Origin of the sequence: Streptomyces sp. V4I2 (genome assembly GCF_030817655.1) — a bacterium.
Classification (GTDB): domain Bacteria; phylum Actinomycetota; class Actinomycetes; order Streptomycetales; family Streptomycetaceae; genus Streptomyces; species Streptomyces plumbiresistens.
Map to the genome: position 1 here is coordinate 207,562 of NZ_JAUSZM010000003.1, position 24,286 is coordinate 231,847.

General features: G+C 67.1%; 17 protein-coding genes and 3 pseudogenes. 8 read left to right on the forward strand and 12 right to left on the reverse strand.

All coding sequences use genetic code 11. The features are described from left to right. Positions 1-60 precede the first annotated feature (60 nt). From QFZ76_RS01645 to QFZ76_RS01655, 3 genes are all read left to right on the forward strand, one after another. Positions 61-357 carry a hypothetical protein gene (locus tag QFZ76_RS01645; protein ID WP_307671993.1) on the forward strand — a complete coding sequence of 99 codons (297 nt, stop codon included), beginning with the start codon at positions 61-63 and terminating at the stop codon, positions 355-357. 242 nt (positions 358-599) lie between these two features. After that, a complete protein-coding gene (locus QFZ76_RS01650; RefSeq protein WP_307671994.1) occupies positions 600-3,773 on the forward strand; it encodes an NACHT domain-containing NTPase in 3,174 nt (1,057 codons plus the stop codon). A 997-nt stretch (positions 3,774-4,770) separates the two neighbouring features. Continuing rightward, positions 4,771-5,115, forward strand: a complete 345-nt coding sequence (locus QFZ76_RS01655; RefSeq protein ID WP_307671995.1) for a hypothetical protein — start codon at positions 4,771-4,773, stop codon at positions 5,113-5,115. A 901-nt stretch (positions 5,116-6,016) separates the two neighbouring features. Here QFZ76_RS01655 and QFZ76_RS01660 read toward each other — a convergent pair. The 3 genes and pseudogenes from QFZ76_RS01660 to QFZ76_RS01670 form a co-directional block, all read right to left on the reverse strand. Then, a pseudogene (locus QFZ76_RS01660) lies at positions 6,017-6,274 on the reverse strand (hypothetical protein); the annotation flags it as partial. A 74-nt stretch (positions 6,275-6,348) separates the two neighbouring features. After that, on the reverse strand, positions 6,349-7,902 hold the full coding sequence (gene ltrA, locus QFZ76_RS01665) for a group II intron reverse transcriptase/maturase (protein ID WP_307671996.1): 1,554 nt from the start codon (positions 7,900-7,902) through the stop codon (positions 6,349-6,351). Positions 7,903-8,515: 613 nt separating this feature from the next. Continuing rightward, on the reverse strand, positions 8,516-9,532 hold the full coding sequence (locus QFZ76_RS01670) for an IS701 family transposase (RefSeq protein ID WP_307671997.1): 1,017 nt from the start codon (positions 9,530-9,532) through the stop codon (positions 8,516-8,518). Positions 9,533-9,691: 159 nt separating this feature from the next. Between QFZ76_RS01670 and QFZ76_RS01675 the strand changes: the two genes are divergently transcribed. After that, on the forward strand, positions 9,692-11,020 hold the full coding sequence (locus QFZ76_RS01675; protein ID WP_307671999.1) for a helix-turn-helix transcriptional regulator: 1,329 nt from the start codon (positions 9,692-9,694) through the stop codon (positions 11,018-11,020). 318 nt (positions 11,021-11,338) lie between these two features. Continuing rightward, positions 11,339-11,824, forward strand: coding sequence for a hypothetical protein (locus tag QFZ76_RS01680; protein ID WP_307672000.1), 486 nt, complete (start codon positions 11,339-11,341; stop codon positions 11,822-11,824). 283 nt (positions 11,825-12,107) lie between these two features. On the opposite strand, the gene QFZ76_RS01685 is transcribed toward QFZ76_RS01680, so the two are convergent. Then, complete coding sequence (locus tag QFZ76_RS01685; protein ID WP_307672001.1) at positions 12,108-12,509, reverse strand: hypothetical protein; 402 nt, start codon at positions 12,507-12,509, stop codon at positions 12,108-12,110. Between the two features lie 274 nt (positions 12,510-12,783). Beyond that, positions 12,784-13,787, reverse strand: a pseudogene (locus QFZ76_RS01690) (IS5 family transposase). Positions 13,788-14,334: 547 nt separating this feature from the next. On the opposite strand from QFZ76_RS01690, the gene QFZ76_RS01695 reads away from it, so the two are divergent. After that, complete coding sequence (locus QFZ76_RS01695; protein ID WP_373464492.1) at positions 14,335-15,204, forward strand: endonuclease/exonuclease/phosphatase family protein; 870 nt, start codon at positions 14,335-14,337, stop codon at positions 15,202-15,204. A 279-nt stretch (positions 15,205-15,483) separates the two neighbouring features. Here QFZ76_RS01695 and QFZ76_RS01700 read toward each other — a convergent pair whose 3' ends face one another. The 3 genes from QFZ76_RS01700 to QFZ76_RS01710 all read right to left on the reverse strand — a co-directional run bounded on the left by QFZ76_RS01700 (position 15,484) and on the right by QFZ76_RS01710 (position 17,927). Next, positions 15,484-15,969: a VOC family protein gene (locus QFZ76_RS01700; protein ID WP_307672003.1), complete on the reverse strand. Its 486-nt coding sequence runs from the start codon at positions 15,967-15,969 to the stop codon at positions 15,484-15,486. Between the two features lie 243 nt (positions 15,970-16,212). Beyond that, complete coding sequence (locus QFZ76_RS01705; protein ID WP_307672004.1) at positions 16,213-17,130, reverse strand: NADP-dependent oxidoreductase; 918 nt, start codon at positions 17,128-17,130, stop codon at positions 16,213-16,215. Positions 17,131-17,546: 416 nt separating this feature from the next. Further along, positions 17,547-17,927 (reverse strand): hypothetical protein, encoded by a 381-nt coding sequence (locus tag QFZ76_RS01710; RefSeq protein WP_307672005.1) that lies wholly within the window; start codon positions 17,925-17,927, stop codon positions 17,547-17,549. Between the two features lie 232 nt (positions 17,928-18,159). Here QFZ76_RS01710 and QFZ76_RS01715 point away from each other — a divergent pair, with 232 nt between their 5' ends. Continuing rightward, entirely contained in the window at positions 18,160-18,330 is a 171-nt protein-coding gene (locus QFZ76_RS01715; RefSeq protein ID WP_307672006.1) for a hypothetical protein, read from the forward strand. A gap of 697 nt (positions 18,331-19,027) precedes the next feature. On the opposite strand, the gene QFZ76_RS01720 is transcribed toward QFZ76_RS01715, so the two are convergent. Genes QFZ76_RS01720 through QFZ76_RS01730 form a run of 3 tightly spaced genes read right to left on the reverse strand, consistent with a single transcriptional unit; the run spans position 19,028 to position 20,950 of the window. Beyond that, positions 19,028-19,714 (reverse strand): hypothetical protein, encoded by a 687-nt coding sequence (locus tag QFZ76_RS01720; RefSeq protein WP_307672007.1) that lies wholly within the window; start codon positions 19,712-19,714, stop codon positions 19,028-19,030. After that, the gene (locus QFZ76_RS01725; protein WP_307672008.1) at positions 19,711-20,253 is read right to left on the reverse strand and encodes an RNA polymerase sigma factor; all 543 of its coding nucleotides are present in this window, start codon (positions 20,251-20,253) and stop codon (positions 19,711-19,713) included. Before QFZ76_RS01725 ends, QFZ76_RS01720 begins: the two co-directional genes overlap by 4 nt. Before the next feature lie 4 nt (positions 20,254-20,257). Further along, positions 20,258-20,950, reverse strand: coding sequence for a hypothetical protein (locus QFZ76_RS01730; RefSeq protein WP_307672009.1), 693 nt, complete (start codon positions 20,948-20,950; stop codon positions 20,258-20,260). A gap of 584 nt (positions 20,951-21,534) precedes the next feature. On the opposite strand from QFZ76_RS01730, the pseudogene QFZ76_RS01735 reads away from it, so the two are divergent. Then, positions 21,535-21,852: pseudogene (locus tag QFZ76_RS01735) on the forward strand (helicase associated domain-containing protein); the annotation flags it as partial. Positions 21,853-21,892: 40 nt separating this feature from the next. On the opposite strand, the gene fxsT reads toward QFZ76_RS01735, so the two are convergent. Then, positions 21,893-24,085 (reverse strand): FxSxx-COOH system tetratricopeptide repeat protein, encoded by a 2,193-nt coding sequence (fxsT, locus tag QFZ76_RS01740; protein WP_307672010.1) that lies wholly within the window; start codon positions 24,083-24,085, stop codon positions 21,893-21,895. Between the last annotated feature and the right edge of the window lie 201 nt (positions 24,086-24,286).

Sequence of the window (24,286 nt, forward strand, 5' to 3'; positions counted from 1 at the left end):
GGACCGCGGTGCCCGTGGCGCTTCATGCTCCAGTGCGCGCCCGATCGCGACGTTGCTGGCGTGCCGCACGGAGGGCGGCGCGCTGTTCGGGCTGGACGTAGACGAGGAATACGGCTCGCCGATGTACTCAGCGACGCTCCCAACCCCTACCCCGTCCTGGCCTGGCTGCGCCGAAGCCCCGCCGCGCGCCTCCTGGGCCATCTGGTAACCGCGCCCGGCGAACTCGACCACGCGGCCCTGGACGCGCTGCCCCAAGGACACGCCACCACCTACGTCCGCAGCCTGCTCACCACCGCAGGCCTACTTCCGCCACGCGATGAGAACCTCGCCCTGCTCAGCAACTGGACGGTCGGTTAGTTCAGGAGGGCGATGCGGATGGCTCGTTCGACCCGGTTGGCGGTGTTTTCGTGTCCTGCGGCGTTCGGGTGGACCAGGGTGACGCGCTTGCCGATGGCACCGCATGACATGGACGCCGCCGCAGCCAATGCTGATCACCCGGCTTCGCGGTCCTCCGCGTCCTTCGAATCATACCGACGGGACTACCAGCGCGCGGTAGCGTCGGCTTCGGCCGGGCCTGTAGAGATGCGGGAGTGGGGGACATGGTGGCACGCAGACTCCTGGCGTTCGCCGACGCTCTGGTGCTTCTCGGTGCCGATCCGCCGCGGCTGGCGGCGTTGGATCGGGCGCTCGGTGGGGCGTTGAATCTGGCGACCGCCGGGGTCAGCGGCACGGTGATCGGCATGGCCGACGCCAACGGACGCCTCCTCGGCCTCGGACGCGACGCGATCCGCGGCGTCGGCGCCCGTCTGGACCGTGCCCAGGGGCGTGCGGAGCGGACCGATGTGCTGCGCGCGGCGCACACGGTCATCGTCGTGGTGGCCTTCTTCGAGGCGATGGAGGAGTTGGAGCTTCCGTTCACCCTCGCCGAGGTGCGGTTGACCCGGGACGAGCAACTCGCCCTCGCCCGGACCGAATCGGGCTCGACCCCGCAGACGCCGGACCTGATATCGCTGCTGCTCGCCACGGACCTGCCTTGCCCGGCACCGCACATACCGGCCTCGGCGCTCACCGCGATGCTGCTCGCGAGTTACGCGGACTACGCCCGCAGGTTCTACGCCTTCCTCGAAGGCCTTGCTCTTTGGGAGCACATGGACGCGTTGCGGCGCCTTCGGGCCCATGCGGCTCTCATGGATGACCTGCCGCGCGCGGCGCATGACCGATACCAGAGCCTGTACGTCGAGCTCGCCAAGGAGGCACCCGAATTCGGTTTCTGGGTCACACATGTGGCGCAGCAGGCGATCCACACAGACGTCGGCCGTGCCCTGTCCGGGATCGAGACTCTCCTCACCCGCACCACCGAGGCGCTGCGCCCGCCGGTCGACGTGGCCTCCGCGCTGGCGCGCGCTCACCGGGCGGCGCTCGCGCACCCTGTGCTGGACGCCGCGTCGGCGCCGGACGGCATTAGGATTCCCACCCTTCAGGGCCTCTACCTCGACCCGGACTTCCGCGTCAGTGCCGTTTCCGGGCAGGCCGCACCGGCCGACCACGAGTGGTGGGGGCGACTGCCCCTCCGCCGAGACCTCACCCGCTACCTTGCCGGGGCCCTCACCTCTCCTCAGCTCGCCGAGGCGCCCCTGCTGATCCTGGGCCAGCCCGGTGCCGGCAAATCCGTCCTCACCCGGGTGCTCGCCGCACGGCTCCCCTCCGTCGGTTTTCTCCCCGTGCGCGTGCCGCTGCGGGACGTCCGGGTGGAGGACGAACTGCAGAACCAGATCGAACAGGCGATCCGCGCCTCCACCGGCGAACGGGTCAGCTGGCCGGAACTGGTGCGCGCGGCAGGTGGCAGTACTCCTGTTCTGCTCCTGGACGGCTTCGATGAGTTGCTGCAGACGACCGGCGTCCACCAAACCAACTTCCTGGAGCGCGTGTCCCAGTTCCAGCGGCGTGAGGCGGATCAGGGGCGGCCCGTGCTGGCCTTGGTGACGAGCCGGACCTCCGTGGCCGACCGCGCCCGATACCCCACCGGCATGGTCGTCCTGCGCCTGGAGCCCTTCCGCGCCGAGCAGATCACGATCTGGCTGGCCGTGTGGAACGAGGCCAACATGGCCGGACTCTCGGCGCACGGCCGCGGCCCGCTCACTTGGCAGCACCTCGAACGGCACGCCGAACTCGCCTCTCAGCCCCTGCTGTTGACGATGCTCGCGCTGTACGACGCTGCCGAGGGTGCTCTGCGGCGCGCCGACGACGACTTCGACGTCACCGAGTTGTACGAGCAGCTGCTGTCCTCCTTCGCCCGGCGCGAGGTCGGCAAGACGACACTCCACGCCGTCTCCGACGAGGACACGGCCGCCCTCGTCGAGCAGGAACTGCAGCGCCTGTCGCTCGTGGCCTTCGCCCAGCTGAACCGGGGTCGCCAGTGGGTGTCGGCCGACGAACTCGAGCAGGACCTCACCGCCGTACTGGGCAGGCAGCCGGTGCGGCCACCGGGGTTCCGCACCCCGCTCACCGCCGCCGAAACGGCGCTCGGCCGCTTCTTCTTCGTCCAGCGAGCCCAGTCAGTGCGGGACGGCCAGGTACTCGCCACCTACGAGTTCCTGCACGCGACCTTCGGCGAGTATCTGGCCGTACGCCTCACCCTGCACCTGCTCACCGACCTGCTCGCACCCCGCCCCGCGCTCTCTCTCGGGGACACCCGCATCGACGACGACCTCGCCTACGCACTGCTTTCCTACACCTCCCTGGCGTCCCGGCAGATGCTGCGCTTCGCGCGGTCGCTGACCGGCAGGCTGTCCATGGCGGAACGGCGCCGGCTGACTCGGACCCTCATCCAGGTTCTGACCCAGCACACGACGCGCACCGGTGACCAGCACCCGGCCTACCGGCCCGCCCTGCTGCGCACGACGACACGCCACGGCCTGTACGGTTCCAACCTCGTGCTCCTGACGGTGCTACTCGCCGAGCGCTGCTCCGCCGCCGAGCTGTTCCCGGGCTCCGCGGACGCGCCGGGTGCCTGGCACCGGCACTGCCTGCTGTGGCGCTCGGCGATGAACGAGAGCCAATGGACGGACTTCGCTCTGTCCCTCGACGTGCATCACACGTGGGACGGCGAGGGCCGGGCCCTGGAGATATCGCTTCGCTCCGAGCCAGGCACCCCACCACAGTCCCTCGACATGAACTGGCACTTCCGCTACCCGCGAGGCAGCGGAGGCCCAGGCTGGTCACGGTCGTACTGGGACGAGCTGTGGCACAAAACGGCCGTGTCCGGCGGAACCAATGACTCGGTGATGCGGCATGCCCTGGACCCGGTATTCCGGTGGCTCGGCCAGGCCGTGACCATGTTCAGTCCGGTCGACGGTGCTCCGGCCTCATCGCTCGCCCACGACCTGCTCGAACTGCTGCTGGCCGATCGCACGACCATGAGCGACAGGGAACTCGGCGATCTCTACGACCGGGCGCTCCAGGGAACGCGGCTGCTGATGGACATGCGCCACCCCAACCTGGTGTCGGCCGTGCACGCCCTTCTCACGGCCTTCGGCCAGGACAGGGGACGAGTCCCTGGCGACGCACACGACGACGTCCTGCAGTTTCTGGCACAGCTCATCCAGCTCATGTTCGGTGACAGCGAGAGGGCACAACCATTGCCGGTGACCGTCTTCGATGCACTGTCCCATGCGCTGGCATCCCACCGACCCTTGGTGCACGCCCTCATATCGGCGGAAGACCGGGCCCTGATCGCGCGCCACCACGATCCGGCCACCGGCCCGCCGGAGTGAGCAGGCGGGCCGACGGCCGGCGAGGCAGTCGGTTGGCGACCCCGGTTGCTTCGCCCGTCCGAAGCCTACGTTTGTCCCGGCTGGTTTCGCTGAGGCGTATGCGCTCTACGCACTTCGAGCGACAGGTGCATCGAACCTCAGCCCGTTTCAGTCGATTTGCTTCTACCTCAAGGCGCCCCGGTGATCCGGCTCCGGCCCCGCATGTGCCGGACGAGATCACATCCAGCCCGGGAGCGCGGCACACGAAGCCAGGAACGACCATGAATAGCGCAGCGTCGGAATGCTGCTACTTCACCAGTAGGTCCGTGAGACTAGCGAGGCGATCGTCGGCGCGATCACCGGTTCCCTGGTTGCTCCCCGCACGCTGCTGCTCGGCAGGTACGACGCCGAAGGACGCTTTCAGTACGTCGGGCTCACCACCACCCTCGCTCAGTAGGTGTTTTTGATCCCTGGCCGTGAGGTGGGTACGGCTGGATGATCTGGTGTGTGGGGGCTCGTGAGACGGCTCGGCGGTACTGCCGAGAGTGCGGTGATCCGCTGCCGCAGACGATGGCTGCGGAGGCGGTGTTCTGCTCGGGTCAGTGCAGGTCACGGCGGTGGGCGGAGGCTTCAGCAGACTCGGCAGCGAGTCATGGCGATGCAGCGGGGTGAGCAGGCGGAGTGCCCGGTTTGTGGGAGGTCTTGGACGGTGGGAGTGGAGCGGTCGAAGGCTGCGGTGTACTGCTCGGACCGTTGCCGGGTGCGGGCTTGCCGTCAGCGGCGGGCGTCGCGGAACGACATTACGGAAACGCCATAGCCGAACGCCTCGCGCGCACCTCGAACACCCCTTGTTTTGCAGGGTAGTTGGGAGCGATTACCGAGCGCTTCGAGCGCCCCTGGTTCACGCCCTGCCCCGGCGTGTCGCGCGCGCGTCACGGTGGACGGTGACCGGGGCCGGCCCCCCTGACCGGTCCCGTCGTGGTGACCGGGCCGGACCCGGGCGAGGACGGTGGTCATCATGACCGACGTGGCCGACCGGATCGGGAACGTCACCCGGCAGCGTTACGAACAGCTCGTCACCCAGGCCAAGGAACTGATCGCGCAGATCGCCCGCTCTCAATTTGCTCTGGGTGACATGGCGTTGGAGATCGAGCCGATGAGGGCGGTGGGCGGGTCGATGCCGAACGGCACGGACGACCTGTTCACCGTCACGGAGTCGTTGCAGATGTTCGCGGACGACATCGGCGTGGAGCGCCGGACGGTGGAGGACTGGCGTTACACCTCCAACCGGTGGCCGGAAAAGCGCCGCAAGGATGGTGTGTCGTTCACCGTTCATCGCATCCTCGCCTCCGTCGTGTCATAGCAGGGAGGAAGAAAAACACCTACTCAGGTGGCGGTGATGTCGGCGGGCCGTCATGGTGGCGGCCACCACCGTGGTGGGGGCCGTCCCAGGACTCGTCGTCGACGAAGCGGTCGACGCCTTCACACCGAACTGACAGGGCGCCGTCCCGTGTAGGGGGCGGTGTCCCAGATCCGCGTAGTCAGAATTCGATCCGGAAGGGTCGTCGTTTCGATCAAACCAGTTCGTGAAAGTGAAAGAGTCGGCTCACTTGGTGGGCCGACTCTTTCATTTGCCGTTCCGCGCGCCAACGCGTCAGGCTCATATTCCCTGTTCAATCGCGGTTGGAGCCAAGGAAGCAGGGCACCGTCGCACTGGTCGGCGGTGGTGTGGAAAGTATGGGCAGTGAGTGGCGCCCACTCCATCAACCGTGGGACAGATTAAGTTAAACGGCTCGAGGAAGCCGCGATCAGTTTGGATCGCGGGAGAAATGCCTGGTCAGAGATTGCCTAAAGGTGTCTCAGTCGTGGTGCTGGTGTTTTTGGCGGTGGGACGGTTCTGAATTAAATGCCATCCCTATGCGCGGCGTGGCATTCAGGTGGCAGGATGCTGTGCGGCTTCCTGGTAGCGCCAACTGCCTTGGAGCATCGTCGGGTTGGAGCAAAGAGTGTGCGGCTGGCTGAAGCGAGCTGTACGTGATGTAAGCAGGGCCTGCACGCAGGGGCTCATGAGCTGAAAGGTCGGTTAGTACTCCAGCAGGATTTCGCTGTCTGACCTGGGGGTTTGGATGGGCGGCTGGAGTGTAGCGGGTCTTGGAGTGGTGAGGGGTGGCCTTATGGAGGCTGCCCCTCGAACGTGTGCCGTCGACGCTGGTAATGGCAGCGCCGGGCAACTGCTTGGCGTTGCCGACGCCAGTTCGACCAGTTCATCGCGTGGCATCGGCCCCGGTGCCCGCGCAGGTGCGGGGGTCGGGGCCGACAAGCTGCCAGGAGTCGCCGAACCTCCGCCACTGTGAGCTCGATGGCCCCGGCAGTCTCACCGGTTCTGCCCCCTTTTCCCTGATCTGGTGCGTGGTGGCCGCCAGGAAGGCGTGCGCGAGCATGGCGAGGGTGATGTGCCGGTACCAGCCCACGTAACGGCGGACTTCGTACTGGTCCAGGCCGCACTCGTTCTTCGCGGCCTGGTCGGGTAGGACCGCCGCATTGCTGCGGCGGTCCCCCCTCAGAACCGTGCGGGCCCGTTGTCCGAGCACACGGCTCAAGCAAGCCCTGATGGCTCGCAGGCGTATGCAGGTGCTGGCTTGTGCTTGTGACGTCGTTCGGCCCAGTAGTCGGCAAGGGCTGGGTCGTCCACTGACGACGTGCCCTTGACCATCTGATGCCGGACGATCTTCGTCCAGGAGAACTTGGCAAGGTAGCGGCCGCTGTTGCGGTCGCCGAAGACCCACCGGTCTCGCCTGGCCTTGTTGAACATGCCGAAGTAGCGGGCGGTGACCCAGTGCTTCGGCTTGTTCGGGTGTGTGTGGGTTGCCCACTTGTAGATGAGCTTCCACACGTAGGCGTCCAGGGCATGGAAGATGCGGCTGGACACCGCGCTCCGGTAATAGGCAGCCCAGCCCCGGATGATCGGGTTGAGCTTATGGATCACCGCTTCGGCATTGGCCCCTCGCAGGGCCTTGACCTCGACGGCCAGCCGTTTCCGGATGCGTCGCACGGCTGCCGTGCTGGGCTTGATCAGAAGCACCGTCCCGCCGCGGTAGCGGCGGATGTTGAAGCCCAGGAAATCGCAGCCCTCGTTGAGGTGGACGATGCTCGTCTTGTCCTCGTTGAAGACCAAACCTCTGGGTTTCAGCCAGGTGGCCAGTCGCGCCTGGATCTGCTCGGCCTCGGCTCTGGAATGAGCGAAGGCAAGCAGGTCGTCGGCGTATCTGATCAGCACCGGTGAGCCCGGTCTTGTTTCACCGGCGTGTGATCCGCCGGTGAAATAGCGGACTCCGGCAGCCTCTTCCATTCCATGAAGAGCAATGTTGAGCAGGAGGGGGCTGATCACGCCGCCTTGAGGTGTTCCTTCCTCGGTCGCGGTGAAGCACTCCTTCTCGATGACTCCGGCTTTCAGCCATCGGGTGACCATTCCCGTCGCAGGAAAAGTGCCCAGCATCTCGATGAGGTGACCGTGATCGATGCGGTCGAATGCCGCTGCCAGGTCTGCATCCAGTACCCACTTCCGCTTCGGGGTCTTCCCGTGCGCGACCGTGAATATCGCCTGGATCGCATCCTGACATCCCCTGCCCGGTCTGAACCCATAGGACTTCGGCTCGAACCGGGCTTCCCATTCGGGTTCCAGCGCGTTGACTGTCTTGGCTTGCAGGACTCTGTCAATGATGACTGGAATGCCGAGGGGACGCCGCTTCCCGTTGCTCTTCGGAATGTAGACGCGCCGGGCGGGCTTGGGCTTCCACGGAGTTGAGCTGTGCTGGACCCAGGCGGCCAGTTCGGCTTTTCCCGGGTTTGTGAGCACGACTCTGCCGTCGATGCCCGCCGTCCGGCGGCCAGCGTTGATCTCCGTCACTCGTCGCACGCTGATCAGCGTGTTACTGCGGCTGCGGAGCATCAGTTTCTGCAAGTTGCGGACCCTCTTCAGGTCCCCTGCCTGCGACGCCGCGAAGATGCGCTGGCGCAGACGACGTACGTTCTCCTCGGCGGCATCCCAGTCGATCGCATGCCAGTCGAGTAGTTCGTCTTCCGGTCCGTTCACCGGGCCGCTCGGCGGCACGGCGTCTAACGTGTCCTTCAGTTCCGTCGTCCTTTTCATCGTCCTCTTCGCAGGCTCACCTGACCCACGTCGGCACCCTTTCGGGCCGGGTCACCTGGACCTTATCCGGCCAGTTATGCGGGACAACCGGCCGGAGTGGCCAGTTGAGCTGTCCCGGTTTCCTGCTGCCTTTCGGCCACCGGCATTCGCTTCTTGGGTCATCCTGTTCCCGACGGGGATTTGAGCCTTCCTTGCGGTCGGCCTACCCATCACTCGTGTAATGGGACCCTTGCGGGGTTTCCACGTTCTGCATGAGCGAGATGCGAGTGGGGTGGGTGCCCTCTCTACCCCGGGACGGCGGTGTTCTCCCGGCTGACTGCTTCTCTCCAGCCGGCGCCTGCCGCTTCTCAACGACCAGTCCTGTACCCCGCTTAGACATCCCATCGGCGGGGGTCGAAGTTACGAGGCATAGCCAAGGGTTCATTCGCATTCACCCGTCCACTCATTCCCCTTGCCTGTAACTCCCGGATGGAACGGGAGTCCTTGGGCTTTTCCCCCGGGCTTCGCACCCTCCCGTTACCAGGAACGCACGCCGGGGCGGGGACAGGCCCTGAACACTGGCCCGGAACTACACGTTCCTCAACGGAACCTCCTCTCAGTGAGTTCACTCAGCTCAAGCAGCCTCGTGTCGCACGAAGCATTCCTCGATCGCCCAGCGCGACCCCGCGATCCGCACCAACTCCCGCGCGGTTGTCTCCAAGGAGGCGTAGGCGAGGTAGTAGGCGATCTCGTCGGGCTTGCTGATGCTGCGCCGGGCCAGCGCCCACCGCATCCGGTAGGGAACCTCGCCCTGGTAGTCGAACTCGGCAACGGCTGGCAGCCGCACCGCCGCCCAGTGGTAGACGCGCGGTCCCTTCGCGCCGTCGCCGCACGAAGTCTTCTCCCACGCCTCGTCCGGCGCCTGCGCGAACAGGCCCTCGATCCGGGGACAGCCCACGGTGAACTGGGACTTGGGCACGGCCAGCACGTAACCGATGCCCGACTGTTCCAGGAGCCGACGGAAGCGACTCTCCTGTCCGTAGGCGGAATCCGCGGTGACCCAGGCGATGGGCAGCGGCGAGGCCAGGGCACGCAGCACCATGCGCCGGGCCAGTTCGCCCTTGGTCGCGAACTCACGCACGTCGGGGATCTTGGCAGCGCGGCAGCGGTCACGGTCGGTGGTCCAGGACTTGGGAAGGTACAGTTCGCGGTCAACCAGAGCCCGGCCGCGGGAGGTTGCGTAGGCGGCGAAGACGCCGATCTGGCAGTTCTCGGTGCGGCCCGCGGTCCCGGAATACTGGCGCTGAACCCCGGCCGAGGTGGTGCCCTTCTTGATGAAGCCGGTGTCGTCGATAATGAGGACTCCGTCGTCCTCACCGAGCTTGTCAGCGACGTATTCCTGCAGGTCGTCGCGGATGTCGTCGGGCTCCCACTTCGCACCGGCGAGCAGGTGTTGCAGCCCGTCGGGAGTGGAGTGGCCTGCCTGCTCGGCCAGCTGCCAGCTGTTCTTGCGGGCTACCGGGGCGAGCAGCCCGCGCACATAGTCACGCATGCGACGGCGGAGTTCGACGCGGCGGAAACGGTGGCCGATGGCCACGAAGAGGTCGTCCAGTTCCAGGTCCCACTGCTCGACAGCACGCTCGGTGATCACATCGGGAGATTTCCCCGGCGCCTGCCATTACCAGCGGCGACAGCACACGTTCGAGGGGCAGCCTCCATAAGGCCACCCCTCACCACTCCAAGACCCGCTACACTCCAGCCGCCCATCCAAACCCCCAGGTCAGACAGCGAAATCCTGCTGGAGTATTAGGTGGGACGACCAGAAAAACCGATTCCGGACCCCACAAGTCCGCTGGGTAGACTTGCTGTTGCCTTGCGCAACGGGCGTCGGCGAGCGAGCTTCTCTTATGCTGAGCTATCGGAGCGGACGCGGTTCATCAGCCCGGGGACCTTGCAGCGGGCAGCCTCGGGTGTGGTCCTTCCCAAGCGGGAAGTGGTACAGGCTTTTGCGCGCGTATGCGGTATGGACGTCGATGAGATCACGCGGCTGTGGCACGCCGCCTATCGCGGCAGCCCGGGTGGGCGCGGCACCAGCAGGCCCAGGGATCCGGAGCCGCATCCTGACCGCATCAAGGACCTGCACGGTTTTTGCCCGGCGCTGGAGGAGTTGCGGCAGGCCAACGGGGCACCGTCGTTCCGGATGATGGAGCGCAGGGCGCGGGCCACTGATAGAGAGCTGTCGCGCAGCACCGCTTTCCGGATCTCGACTGGTCAGCAGCCGCCGGCGTCGGCTGAGTGCCTGGAGGCGTTCCTCGTCGCCTGTGAGGTGCCGGCGCGGGATCGTACGGTGTGGCTCGATGCCTGGCGCCAGGCACAGTGGCGCGCTGCCCGCCAGAACGCTACGCGGCGAGAGGAGATGAGAAAGCTCGAGTCGGTGGTCGCCGAGAACGTCCGCGGCCAGGTATCACATGAGGCCGCCGTACGGATGCTGCGGAAGGCCGGCTTCGATGCGCTGGAGCGCTTTCGCCGTTTCGACGCACCGTGGCCGGTTGAGTGCCTGGAGTGTGCCGCCACGTTCCGCATTCGGCTGTCCGATGTCGTTCTGGTGCGTGCTACGTGTCCGGACTGTCCGAAGCTCACCGAACACGTGCGGGAAGCCTGGGCAGAGCTCTTGACGAACCGCTCCGGACTGCTCAGTCGTCAGCACGTGCGCGCGCTGCGCGCCGCCACGGTGTTGCAGGCCCGCCTGCATCGCGACCATCTGGACGTGCCCGTGTTCGTGGCAGACCGCACCACCCTCACAACGCTGCAGTCCGGTGTGTGGCACCCGGCTCTGGAAGAGGCTCTGCGGCGCCATGTGCAGCGGCCGTTCTATCTGGACGTCCTGCTCGTCCACGACTACGACACTATGTCCTCGCGCCAGAACGGGCACCGACACCGCCGGCTCGCCAAGGCTGCCGGCCTGATGGACGACCCTATGGGGCCCAGTTCCCCCAAGCGCGAGCCGGATCGCGCGAACAGGGTCACGGAGACCGAAGCCGTCTCCGAGCAAGTTGCCGCCACAGCGCAGATGAACACCGTCCGCCCGGCCCTGGACATCAAAACCTCCTGGAAGCCGACCAGCAACAGCGGCGCCTGAGTCGGCCGACGGACCACACGCTCTCCAAATGCAGTAGTTCAGAACATGCGCCACCGCAGGAGCAGGAACTCCTGGCGCAAGACGCCAGACGCAGCACATGTGTACGGATCTGCGAAGCCGGGCCCCCATGAGCGCTCACGCGCCTGCCCCCAGAAATGACCGGCCCATGCCGGTGGTCTGCCATCGGTCACGCGGAACGTCACACACGTCCCCTCGACACGGCCTCCTTAGAGCGCCTCCCCAACAAGGACAATCCCGATGATGCACTGTTCAGCATCCCCATTGATGGAGACGGCGTCTCACCCATGCATCCGCCTGATGCTGGGAAGCGACGCCACCCAGGACACTTTCACCAGCTCCTGGACGTGGCCGGCCGTCGTCGGCCTCGCCACGCTGGCCGTCACCACGTACTTCTCCATCGATCAGGTGCGCAAGAGCCAGCGCACCAGGCAGGCCAAGCGCTTCCAGGCCGACTACGAACTACTCAACGAAACCGTCGTCATCCTCGACAAGCTCGCCGGCACCGCAGCGCAGAAGGCCGATCTGACCACCCTCAGCGAACTCCTCAGCCGGATCAAGCAGGCCGAACGCCGCTTCCCTGAACTACCGCTCGGTACCGTCGTCGCCCATATCGACGCCTACAGGAAGACCACGCTGCCAGACGACTTCCGGCGCAACCTCAGTACCAAACGCATCCCCCTGGACGACCTGCTGGACCTCTCACGCCAGCAAGGAGCCGCCATCGCAGGCACCCTCGCGGCCATCGGCACCGTGCAAAGCGAGATCGACCGCCGCACCAGCTGACCCGACCCTCAGCGGCCGAACCTCCGCCTTCGGCCGGGTGAGACCGGACGTGGTCGACGCCTGACCGCCATCGGCTGGGCCTGGTCACGCGCCGTCGCCAGCCGCTGGCTGCTGAGCACCAGCGACGTTGCCTCCATCCTGGAAACCATCCTCCTGCCGCCCGCTCCGTCTCTCTTGGGCGGTCTTCCGTTGCTGCCAGATCACCGCCCCCGTAGAGACTGCGGCACCGACCACGGCACCGGCGAGACCCATCAGCCCCGCCAATGTCTCGGCCTGCACCCTGTTACTCCGCCTCGGGCGTCTGGACTGGATCGGTCGTTGTGTCAGGGTTCGAACCCTCCGAGGGGAGGATCCCCAGCGCCTGCTGAAGTTGGTGGGCCCGTTCCTGGTCCTCTTCGTCCAAGCCGCTTTCCTCGGCTTGTCGAGCGAGGTCCTCCAACTCAGCGGTCATCCATACCCGCCGGTAGTGGTGGATCGCCTCCGCGATGACCCCGGTTATGTCGCGCTTCTCCGGAACCTTCGACCCACGGACGAACAACCCCAGGAACTTCAGAGCCTCGGACAGGAGGACGTCCGTCTCCACCTCGTACTCCCGCCACTCGGGAGTTCCGTACCACTCCTTGATCATCCGGAGCAGCATCAGGGCCTGGCCGCGTGTCTCCTTGTACGCGTCCGGCAGCAGCATGATCGCGCTGTTGGCCGTGGCGATCAGCGTCTTGCGTTCCCGATTCCAGGCCGCTCGGGTCTCGGCCGTGCCCCTGCCCAGGAAGGTCTGGGCCTCAAGATGAGCCCTGAGCAGTGTGAGGGTGTCGAAGGCGCGCTGGGCGTTCGCTTTGGCCTGGGCCAGAGCTGCCGCCTTGTCGCTGTACCGCGACTGCCACCAGGACCCCAGGATGGTGAAGAACCCACCAGCCAGAGCAACCTAACGGAGTCCTACTAGGGCCTGTGTGATGTCGTGATCAACCAGGTGCCTTCAGCAGGTCGTTGATCCAGATCATGGCGGCGCGGAGGTGGAGACCGGCGAGGTAGCTCTCGGGTGTCTTGTCGTATCGAGTCGCGATGCCCCGCCAGGCCTTCAACTTGTTGATCAGGCGCTCGACGGTGTTCCGCTCCTTGTAGAGATCGGCATCGTGGCGTGTGGGCCGGCCGCCGCGACTGCCCTTCTTCTTCCGGTTGGCGGCCTGGTCCTTCTTCTCCGGGATGACTGCCTTGATGTTGCGTCTGCGCAGGTAAGAGCGGTTGGCGCGCGATGAGTAGGCCTTGTCCGCGGCGACAGCGTCAGGCCGGGTCCGGGGACGACCGACCGGCAGAGGGATCCGCACCTTCTGCAGCACGGGGACGAACTGCGGGCTGTCGGCTGCCTGTCCCGCAGTCAGGACGAACGACAACGGACGGCACCGGCGGTCCGCGGCGAGATGAACCTTGCTCGTCAGCCCGCCACGGGACCTGCCGAGCAGGGCTTGCTTCAAGCGGAGCTTGCGCCTCCGCCTGATGTGCCGCCGCTCTTCCCCCTCGGGGTCGTGACCTGCGTCCTGTCCGTTCTGTTCTGGCGGGCCGCCCCCTTTTGCCGGGCCTCCTCCTGCTCGGCGGCGGCTTCCTCGAGGGCGTCCATGATCTCCTTGCCGATGCACATCCCGGCGGCGTCGTGGTGGGCGCGGGCGGTCGTGGAGTCCACGCTGACCAGGGACAGGTCCGTCTTTCCCTGGCGGGCTGCCTCGGCGATCACGCCTTCCAGCAGCGCGGTGAAGACGCCGGCGTCCCTCCATACCCGGAAGCGGCCGTAGACCGTCGGCCATGGGCCGAACTCGCCTGGCATCTCCCGCCACTGGCTGCTGGTGCGAAACCGCCAGATCACCCCCTCGAACTGATCCCGCAGCCGCTCGGGATACGGGCCGTACTCGCCTATCGGCAGGAACGGCTGGATCAACTTCCATTGCCTGTCGGTGAGTTGCCTGCGCGTCACGATTGTCTTCCTACCGGATCCGCCTTCCATGCGGATCCGGATCGGCAAGATTGATCACGACGTCACACAGGCCCTAGGTCACACCGACCCAACCTCTGTCATGGCGGTGACAGCAGCCCTGCTTTTGTGACAACCATCGAGAGCGGCTGACTTGGTGTTCTGCGGCGGCGAAGCACGATAGTTGTCAGCGGATCAGCAGGCTCTTTGTCACCATCAGCGCACTGAGCATGAGAGTTGTCACCGGCCCGGGCGCGGCTTCGATCTGCTGACGCCTGGTCGCATCGGCTGGTGCTCGCCGCCGCCGAAGTGGTGGCGGTGCGACGGGAGCGTGGCTGTCGAAACCGATCTACCTGATGACCCGTCTTGAGCAGCAAGGTCAAGCAGATGGAAAACCGTGGTGGAGGGGAAGGCAGCAGTGGCCCGATGGGTGCGACGCCGATCTGGGCCGTGGGCTGCGGGCGAGAGCGCGAAGCGGGATCCATGGTGCCGGCCGGCCTGGAGACGGGGGCGGGTGCCCGCCGTGTTCGCGGTGCTGACAGCCGGGCTTATGGCCTTCCACCGGGCGGTGCCCAACTCCGTGGGCCACCTGGGCAGTCTGCTGGAAGCGTTCCTTCCGTGGCTCGGCCTGGTGGTCGTGTTGCTGCTCGTCCTGGCCCTGCTGCGCCGTTCAGCAACCGCGCTGATGGCGCTGCTGCTGCCGGTGGTGGCCTGGACGCACCTCTTCGGCAGGCTGCTCCTGCCCGGGCCGGAGCCTGGCCCGCACGATCTGGTCGTGGTGCAACACAACGTCAGCGACGAGAACACCGACCCGGCGGGCACGGTCCGCGCCCTGGCTGACGCCGACCCCGATCTCATCGCGTTGGAGGAACTGGTGCCCCCGACGCTGACGGTGTACGCGCAGACCCTCGCCCCGAACTACCCGTACCACGCCGTCCGGGGCACCGTCGGACTCTGGTCGAAGCATCCACTGACCGGTGCCCGGCTGGTGGACATCAAACCCCAGGGGATCACAGAGACCTGGAGTCGCGGGCTGCGGACCGTGGTCCACACACCGCACGGCAATATCGTGGCGTACGTCGCGCACCTGCCCTCGGTCCGCGTCCGGGCGAGCGGCCTCGCATCCTCCCACCGGGACGAGAGCGCCGGCCTGCTTGGCGAGGCCATCGCCGCCGAGAAGCTGAAAACGGTCCTCCTGCTCGGCGATCTCAACGGCACCGTCGACGACCGTGGGCTGGCCCCGCTGACCTCACGGATGAACACAGCGGAGCGAGGCTTCGCCTTCAGCTTCCCCGCCGGCTTTCCCATGGCCCGTATCGACCAGGTCATGGCCCACTCGGCAACCGTCCGCCAGATCCGCACCTTGTCGCCCACCGGCAGCGACCACCTGCCGGTCACCGCTCGGATCACACTGGGCTGAAGGAGCGATCTCGATGACAACAAGCCTGCCCATGTGACAACTACCGCGGCTACCCGACCTCAGCCGGTTGAGCCGAAGCGCGATAGGTGTCACCAATGGCAGTCTCTGACCTGCGGGTTCAGGGCGGCGAGGCACGGTACTTGTCACTGGATCAGCACGCTTCATGTCACCAACAGCACGGGAAGCACGGTTGTGTCACCAGCCGCTCCGACCCGCCGCACCTGTTGACTGCGCAGCGTTCCGGCTACTCGTTCCGGTCAGCGCGTGCACCACGACCGGTCACCCGGCAGCGGCCAGGCGTCGCCGAAGCTCCTCTTCCGAGACATCTTCAACGTGGGTCAGGAATACCCACATGTGACCCGCAGGGTCCTTGAGGATGACGGTGCGGTCACCATGGAACATGTCTGTCGGCGGCTGGAGGATCTCTGCACCGGCAGCCTCTGCACGCTCCGCCAGGCTGTCGACGTCCGGCACAAAAACGTGCAGCGTGACGGACGTGCCTCCACCAAGCGAGGTCGGCGCTGTAAAGGAGCCGGCCTCAGCCTCGTCCGCGCTGGCGTCGCCCAACATCAGCGTCGAGCGTCCGATGGTGATCTCGGCGTGCAGAATCCCGCCACCAGGAGCATCGATCCTGAAGTCCTCACGGGCGCCGAAGGCCCGCTGGTAGAAAACGATCGCTGCGGCGGCGTCGTCGACCATGATGTGCGGGATCACGGCATAGCGGTAGCGGTCGGGAATCTCGATGTGAGCTGTGCGCTCGGCCATGGTGAACCTCCTTGAAAAGCACCGCGGTCAGTTCCTGCGGATCTGGAACGAACTTAGAAGCTCAAGTTTGGTTCAGGTCAAGTGGCGATGTGACCGCTGCAAGTGCCCGCCTGCAGGGCATGTCAGTGGCCAGTTGCAATTCCCCGCTGGCGGCCACCTGATGGGGAGTCACCTGGCCGCCAGTGGTGACGCTGTGTTGATGTTCGGGGATGCCTGCTCGATGGTCGCCTCGGGCAGCCGCGGCTAGGGCAGCAGCACGATCTTGCCGTGGGTGTGCTGCTGTTCCAGCTCGCGGAAGGCGTCTCGCACCTGTTCCAGCGGGTAGGTGCGGGCGATCGGCACCTCCAACTGCCCGCGCGCGGCAAGCCGGGCCAGCTCGCCGAGGACGACCGCGCACGCCGCCGCACCTTCTCCGTAGGTCCGCGCGCCGACCTTGGCGGCCGCCTGCCAGTCGCGGATCGTGTTGATTCGCTCGGGCCGCACGCCCAGCTCCACTGCCAGTGCCACGTAGCCGTCGCCGAAGGTGTCGATGAACGCGTCGACCCTGCCGCCGGATGCCTGACGGATCCGCTCGGCCACACCTGGCCCGTACTCGATCGGGAGGACACCGCGATCCTTCAACCAGGCGTGGTTCTTCTCGCTCGCCAGCCCGATCACCGTGGCACCGCGCCGCCGCGCGAGCTGCACGGCGAGCGACCCGACGCCGCCCGCCGCACCGGAGACGACGACCGTGTCGTCCGGGCCCGGGTCCACCGCGAACACGGTGGCGTAGGCGGTCGTGCCGGCCACGTACAGCGCCCCGGCAGCCTCCCAGGCCAACTCCGCCGGACGGGAGACCAGATTCACGTCGTCGACCACGACGAACTGCGCATGGCTGGCCCGCCTGTGGGTGAAGCCCAATACCTCATCGCCCACCGTGAAGCCCCGGACATGCGGGCCGGCCTCCACCACGACGCCAGCCAGATCGCTGCCCTGCCCGGAGGGAAACGCAGCCGGCCAGCGTTCGTGCAGCGCGCCCGTGCGGATGTGGGCCTCGCCGGGCTGGATCCCGGCCGCGCGGACCTCGACCAGCACCTGCCCAGGACCGGGCACCGGCCGCTCCACCTCCTCCACCCGCAGCACATCGATCCCGCCGTACTCGTGAAACCGCACCGCCCGCATTGCGTGATCACCGCACTTTCTCGTCCGGACAAGGCTTGGCCAGCCGCACGCCAGAGGGCCGACGCCGACCGTGCCACCGCATTCAAAGATCAGGCGCGGATCCGTATTCCCAAGAGCACTACCGACGGCGCTGCCGTCCGCGCCCAGGACCCACCTGTGGCCTGACTCGCACCGTGCGACTCGGGCCCCGGGACATCGACGGAGAGTGACGGTGGGGGTGGCCGTACGTGGGGAATTTCCAATGGCCGCCGACAGACGCCCGCTTCGCGCAGGGAGGCGATTCCCGGCACCCCCGCCCGGACGACGACGAAGCCCCCGGCAGCCGCTCTGCGCCAGCGGCCAACGGGGACTTCTGCACGTGTCGGCTAAAGGCGACGACTGAGGCCTGTGACCGCCGTGGGCCGAGAGCTCTCCGCTCACCTCATGAACGCGATCACCAGCGGCTCCGACTCTGGCGCGATGTAGTCGTATGTCGGGGAGTCGACGTGGCAATGATCGCTTGCATCTGCCTCGGAGGCGAAGTCTTCGATGTTGTCGGCGAGGAGGTTGAGAGCATCCCGCCCTCCCTGGATCCTCAGGATCCTGTCCTCCGTGACGATCGAAGCGGTGTCGCGCTCCGGATCCTCCCGGAACGCGATCTCGGACAGCGACCTCTCGTAGGGAAAGGGGTGCCGGTTCTCCGAGAGATCACAGCTTCCAGTCTTCCCCCGCAGCAGCTGCCCGAGCGCCAGGAGCCCTCGACGCGTCCCAGAGAGCTCGAGCTCTCTGGTTTCCCCGCTGTACAGAACCTGCAACATCACATGACCTCCGGCCTGCCGATCCTACCGATCACCAAGGCGGATCGTCCTGCCAGTCCTTGGACCTCAGTCGGGCCTACGGCTTCACTGCAGATCTCAAACGCGGTCTCAGAGGCATGGCTCATGCACCACCCACATCGACGAGACGGACGAGTCGATCGTCGTCTTTACGCCCTACATCTTCGTTTGTTCCGCATGCGACCTGGACCTCGAGAACGAGGAGTTCTGGAAGTTGGGAGGCGACTTCAATGACGAAGTCGTCCTTGACGACCCTCCGGAGGACTTCTACGCGAACTGGGAACCGGACCCCGACCTCCTCCACGACAACCCCTGGGACACCGAAGACGACTCCAGCTCTGACGCGGACCGAGAACCGGACGAGGACATCGCCAGAGGCAGGTGATCCGAGACCTCCCCGTCCCGCTGGGGCGGCTGCGGCGTCACCCGATGAGCCGAGTGCAGCGCGGCGGTCCGTGTCGTTGACCTGGTATGACGACGCAGACTGCTGCTGGGACCGAGGTAGCCCCGGATCGCGACTACTGTTCAGCGCGGCTGAGGTTGCTCCCCCGTGAGACTGCCTACGTGCAGGAGACGCCGGGGATGTCTCTTTTCTGGGAAGAACTCGCGATCGACCCGGGGCACCCTGCGGAGCGGTGCCCCCGAGGCCGTAACGCCCACTTCGGGATCTGCTTCGCCGAGATGATCACTCCGGAGGTTCGCTCCACTCTGCGCTGCGATTTGGCGCCGCGGCACGAGGACGCGCACGCGTCGGAGATCGGAATCAGCGACGACGGTATGTGCGACCTGGACATGTGGATGTTCTGGCGGTCGAGGGTGCCTGGTGCCCGTGAGATTCGCCAACCGGGGACGTGTGACTGGGGGCTTGGAGAACTGGGCACCAACCCGTGTGGCCTCTTCCGAGACCATGCCGGATTACACCTCGCGGAGGGCCTGGGGTTCGTCGATGCCCAGGGCCGGAATCGCTTGGGCGAGCGCCCTGCTGATGACACCTACAAGGCTCGCGGTCGTTGACGTTGGAACACGCAGCGGGCCCCGTGGGATGTCATGGCTCCCCGGGGCCCGTGGGTGTCCGGCCAGTGTCACCGTGTAGGGACAGGGCGGAGGGACGACTGGTCTCCGTCGTCGGCGAACAGCTCGACTACAAGGGACTTGGCGACCACCAGGGCGAGGTCCAGGTCGAGGATCCGTTTCGCGGCTGACTGCTGGTCTTCCTCGTCCCACTTGCCCTCGATGCGGCGACGGAGATCTGCCCAGAGCGTCCGCAGTACCGTCTTGGCCTGTCCAACGAGGCCAAGAGCTGTCTGCTCACTCATGTTCCGTTCCCGGACCCCCACGACCAGGGCAGCGAGCAGCGTGGCGGTGTTCTCCACATAGCCCGGAACCAGCCGGTGCCCCTCCGACATGCAGTCCAGCCACCGCCGCAGCAGGTCGAGGTCGATGGAGATCCGGTCCAGCAGGTCCAGGATCTGGGTGACCCGGCCGTTCACATCATTCACGCTGGTGCGGTGCCCTACTGGCCCGTTCGCGTAGAGGTCTCGTTGGAGGGCCGCTTCTACAGGGATGCCGGCAAAGTCAGTGACGCTGCCGTCCGGGCCGATCTTCCAGCTCGGGGGCTGGCGGTCTCCGCGCTCGCGAACCGTCACCTGGGCAAACAGAGCCGCGCGGCCTGCGTCGAGGTCCAGGCCGTCCTCCACAGCGGTCAGCACCGCCTCGTCCGCGGACCGCAGCAGGGCATCGAGTTCGGCGTCGCTGTCGAAGTGGGTCATCGCTCGCCTCCGTCGTTCGCGCTGAGCAGGGTCGTCTTGAGCCGGGCACGGCCGCGACTCAAGTTCTGCCGTACGGCTTCGTGGGTCATGTCGAGAGCGTCACCGATCTCACTGGTCGCAAAGCCGTCCAGGTGCCAGGCGAGGACTGCACGTTGCAGTGGCGGCAGGGTAGCGAGGGCGGCGTAGACGCGGGCCTCTTCCTCTTTGAGCTCCACTGAGCGCAAAGGGCAGACGCCGCCCGGCAGTTCCGGGACGTCGTCGGTGAGGTCCTCACGGCTGACCGGCTGGCGCAGGTAGAGGCGGATAGCGACCTTCCGAAGCCAGGCGGCGGGGTACTCGATCGTCTCCCACTTCACGAACGCTTCAGCGAAGGCGGCCTGGGCGGCCTCTGCTGCTTCGTGACCGCTGGCGCCCTCTGCCGCCCGCTCCGTCTCTTGGGCGGTCTTCCGTTGCTGCCAGATCACCGCCCCCGTAGAGACTGCGGCACCGACCACGGCACCGGCGAGACCCATCAGCCCCGCCAATGTCTCGGCCTGCACCCTGTTACTCCGCCTCGGGCGTCTGGACTGGATCGGTCGTTGTGTCAGGGTTCGAACCCTCCGAGGGGAGGATCCCCAGCGCCTGCTGAAGTTGGTGGGCCCGTTCCTGGTCCTCTTCGTCCAAGCCGCTTTCCTCGGCTTGTCGAGCGAGGTCCTCCAACTCAGCGGTCATCCATACCCGCCGGTAGTGGTGGATCGCCTCCGCGATGACCCCGGTTATGTCGCGCTTCTCCGGAACCTTCGACCCACGGACGAACAACCCCAGGAACTTCAGAGCCTCGGACAGGAGGACGTCCGTCTCCACCTCGTACTCCCGCCACTCGGGAGTTCCGTACCACTCCTTGATCATCCGGAGCAGCATCAGGGCCTGGCCGCGTGTCTCCTTGTACGCGTCCGGCAGCAGCATGATCGCGCTGTTGGCCGTGGCGATCAGCGTCTTGCGTTCCCGATTCCAGGCCGCTCGGGTCTCGGCCGTGCCCCTGCCCAGGAAGGTCTGGGCCTCAAGATGAGCCCTGAGCTGTGTGAGGGTGTCGAAGGCGCGCTGGGCGTTCGCTTTGGCCTGGGCCAGAGCTGCCGCCTTGTCGCTGTACCGCGACTGCCACCAGGACCCCAGGATGGTGAAGAACCCACCGGCCAGGGCGCCTAGGAGCGCGGCACCGAACTCCATCGACCAGAGCTTCCCCAAGAAATCATGCATAGCGGTCATCATGCCGACGGGCCCCCGCTTGGGGATGATCCCGTCAACTCCTCGGCGGCCGGCTGTCGCTCACGGATGCCAGTCTCACGAAGGTGACACCCGGGCCCGGGCGGGCGCTCAGCGTTCGGCCTCCGCCCGCCCTATTGCCCTCTGCTCACGTCAGTGAGGCTCAGGCCGTCCCAGCATGTACCCGCACCGTGCCGCGACCGGCGCGAGCCGTCCGTCCCGTCGAGGCCAGGCCGCCCGCAGCCCGGCCCGGACAGCGTCCGCGCTCGCCTCGCCCCCTGTCCCCGTCGCCACGGCCATCACGCGCTCGCACTCATCTGGCACCCACGCGCCGGTGTCGAGATCCTCGCGGAGCTCCGCGAGCGCAGCCAACAGCGCCTCAGTCTCCATGAGGCCGATCAACGAAGCGCATCCGGAACCGGCGGGCCGGCCGGGGCAGCTGATGGACCTGATGGCCGCACTGCAGGAGTCCGTCGGCAAGGCCGGGCGGCGCGCGGCGAGACGGACGGGCCCGAGGTTTCCGGCCAAGCCCGCGAAGAAGGCACCCACCCGGACGGCTTCCTCGAGGAACGCCAGGCGTGCGGGCGATCGGCGAGTTAGGCCAGCGCGCTGACCAGCCGCGGTCGGGGCTGCGTACAGCGCGGCCGTACCCGTGGTCGGGCCGTGGTTGCACGTTGCTCCGGACGCAGAGCAACCGGCGGGCCACCAACCTCGCCGCCGCCCGCCAGTTCCACACCCGCGAAGGCCACCTGAACGTGCCCCGCAAACACATCGAAACGATCACTTCGGGCGAGGAGGACCGTGGCCATGAGGTGGCCGTGAAACTGGGGGCGTTCGTGGACAACACCCGCCGCAGGGCCGTAAAACTGAGCCCGGAACGCCACGCAGAACTGACCACGCTCGGCATGCGTTGGAAGGAGCCGCGACTCTGGCAGATCACTCCCCCAAGCCGGGATTCTCCCGCTCCTCATCCAACTCCTCCAGGAACCCGGCGGTGGCCAGGGTGTGGGGGTGGTCCTCATCCAGCACCCTCCTCTGCCGGGCCAACGTGTCCTCACCCAGAACGCGCGCCTCCTCCGTCCGCCCCACAGCCGCCAGATCTACGGCCAGGTTGGAGGCGGTATGCAGGGTGTCGGGGTGATCCTCGCCCAGCTCCCGCCGCCGCCGAGCCAACGTGTCCTCACCCAACGCGCGCGCCTCCTCCAACTGCCCCACCGCCGCCAGCCAGACGACCAGATTGGAAGCAGCGGCCAGGGTTTCGGGATGATCCTCACCCAGGAGGCGGCGGCGCCGCTGGAAAGCGTCCTCGTCCAAGGCGCGTGCCCGCTCATGGTCCTGGGTGTCGTGGTGGGCGCGGGCGAGATAGTGGGCGGTCCACAGGGTGCCCTCGTGGTCCGGGCCGAGGCGTGGCGCCCAGGTGTCGTACAGCTGCTGGAGGCGGTCGCGTGCGGGGCCGGCCTGGCCCCGGTCCATCAGGTACCAGCAGGCGTCGCGGACCACGTCACGTCCTGCCAGGGTGGTGATGTGGGCCGGGTCCACCGTGAGGAGGTGGGGCAGGAGCACCCGCCAGGCCGGCCATGCCAAGGGCTCGTTGACGTCTCCGGGAGCGGCCGCGGTCAGGAGAGCTTCGGCATCCCGTGCCGCCTGCTGGTGTTGGTCGGGGGTGAGCTGGTCGGCGAGGACGGTCTGGGTGAGGCGGTGGAGCTGGAGGGTGCCGTCCTGGGCGCGGGCCACGCTGTGGCGGGTGAGGGCGTGCAGGGTGGGGCGGGCGTGCAGTGGGGTGACCAGGGCATCGGTGAGAGGTGTGGAGGCGTAGTCGGGGAGGTGGCCGGCGCAGGTGGTGACGGGGAAGGGTTCCGGGGCGAGCAGGGCCAGGGCGGACAGCAGGGCGGCGGCGCCCGGGTGGTCGGATTGGAGGCGGCTGGTGGTGAGGTGGATCTGCGCGGCCAGGGGGCCGGGATAGCCGGGCGGGTGGCCCTGGGCCAGGACCGCGGCCGTGCTCTTGGCCAGTTCGGCGGTCAGGTCGGCGGCGGACAGGCCGTCGGCCAGGACGGCAGCAGTCTGGGCGAGAGCCAGTGGCAGATCGTCCAGGCTCTGGGCCAGGTGGTCGGCGTCACCGTCGTCCAGGACGGCCCCGTAGGCGTGGAGCAGAGCGATGGATTCGGCGCGGGTGAAGACGTCGACATTCAGCGGGATCGCGTGGGCGCGGCAGTTGGGGTTGCGGGAGGTGATGAGGACGTGGCCGCTGCCACCCGGAAGGTAGCCGGAGAGATCGGTGGGGTCTTCGATGTTGTCGAAGACCAGCAGCCACCGCGAGCGCGTACGCAGCTCTCCCAACAGTGCGTCCACGGCAGCCGCGGGAGTCGTGCCGGAGGGTGCGGCGCCGATCCGGGTGGCGAGCTGGGCGAGCTGGTGCGGAATGAGGACAGGGTTCTCGGAGGGGATCCACCAGGCGAGTTCGTACTCGCCGGCGAAGCGGTACGCGTACTCGGTAGCGAGCTGGGTCTTGCCCACTCCGCCCCGGCCGTGGAGGGCTTGGACAGCCACCCGACTACCGGCTGCGAGGGTTTGCCGCAGTTGGACGAGGAGGGTGTCGCGGCCGGTGAAAGAGGCGTTTCGGGGGGGCAGGTTCCACACCCGCGGCAACGACCCGGGCAGACGCGGGCCACTCACGCCCAACTGCCGCAGCACCCCAGCCCCCGGGAAGGCCGGCGGCGTGGTGGGGCGGGAGGGCCCGTTGACGGCCTGAAGCAGTACCTGACGGGCGGCGTCCTCGTCCCGGTCGAACAGGTCCCGGGTGATCAGGGGGCGCAGGATCGCCGGGGTGACGGTGTCAGCGACACGGACGGGGATGATCTTCTCCCGCATCGCCATGACCGCGGTCCACTCCGGGGTGGTGAACCGCTCCGGCTCGAAATAGGCCGGCGAGAACAACGCCAAGAACCGGCCACGCTCCAGGGCGGCGTTCATCTTCAGGACGAAGTTGTCGCCCGCGCCCCAGTCCCAGTAGTCCAACTCCACCTGGAAACCGGCGTCGAGGAGCTGCCAGGCCACCCACTCCGCCCACGCCCGGTCCGCCCCCGCGTGACTGATGAACCACGCACCGTCAGACGCTTCGATGCCGCCCATGCCGTCCCCCGCAACCCGCCGTACACCACCAGCTCACACAGCGTAGCGGCCCCACACCCCGGCCGGCTCCTGGTTCGCGAACACGCCTGGGTAAGGTCCGGGGTGGTCCGTGCCGAACGCAGTCGGCACGGACCACCCGCACGCACCGGCCGCACACCTGCGGCATCAAAGGGACGGTCAGGTTGGTCTGCTGAGCGTCGC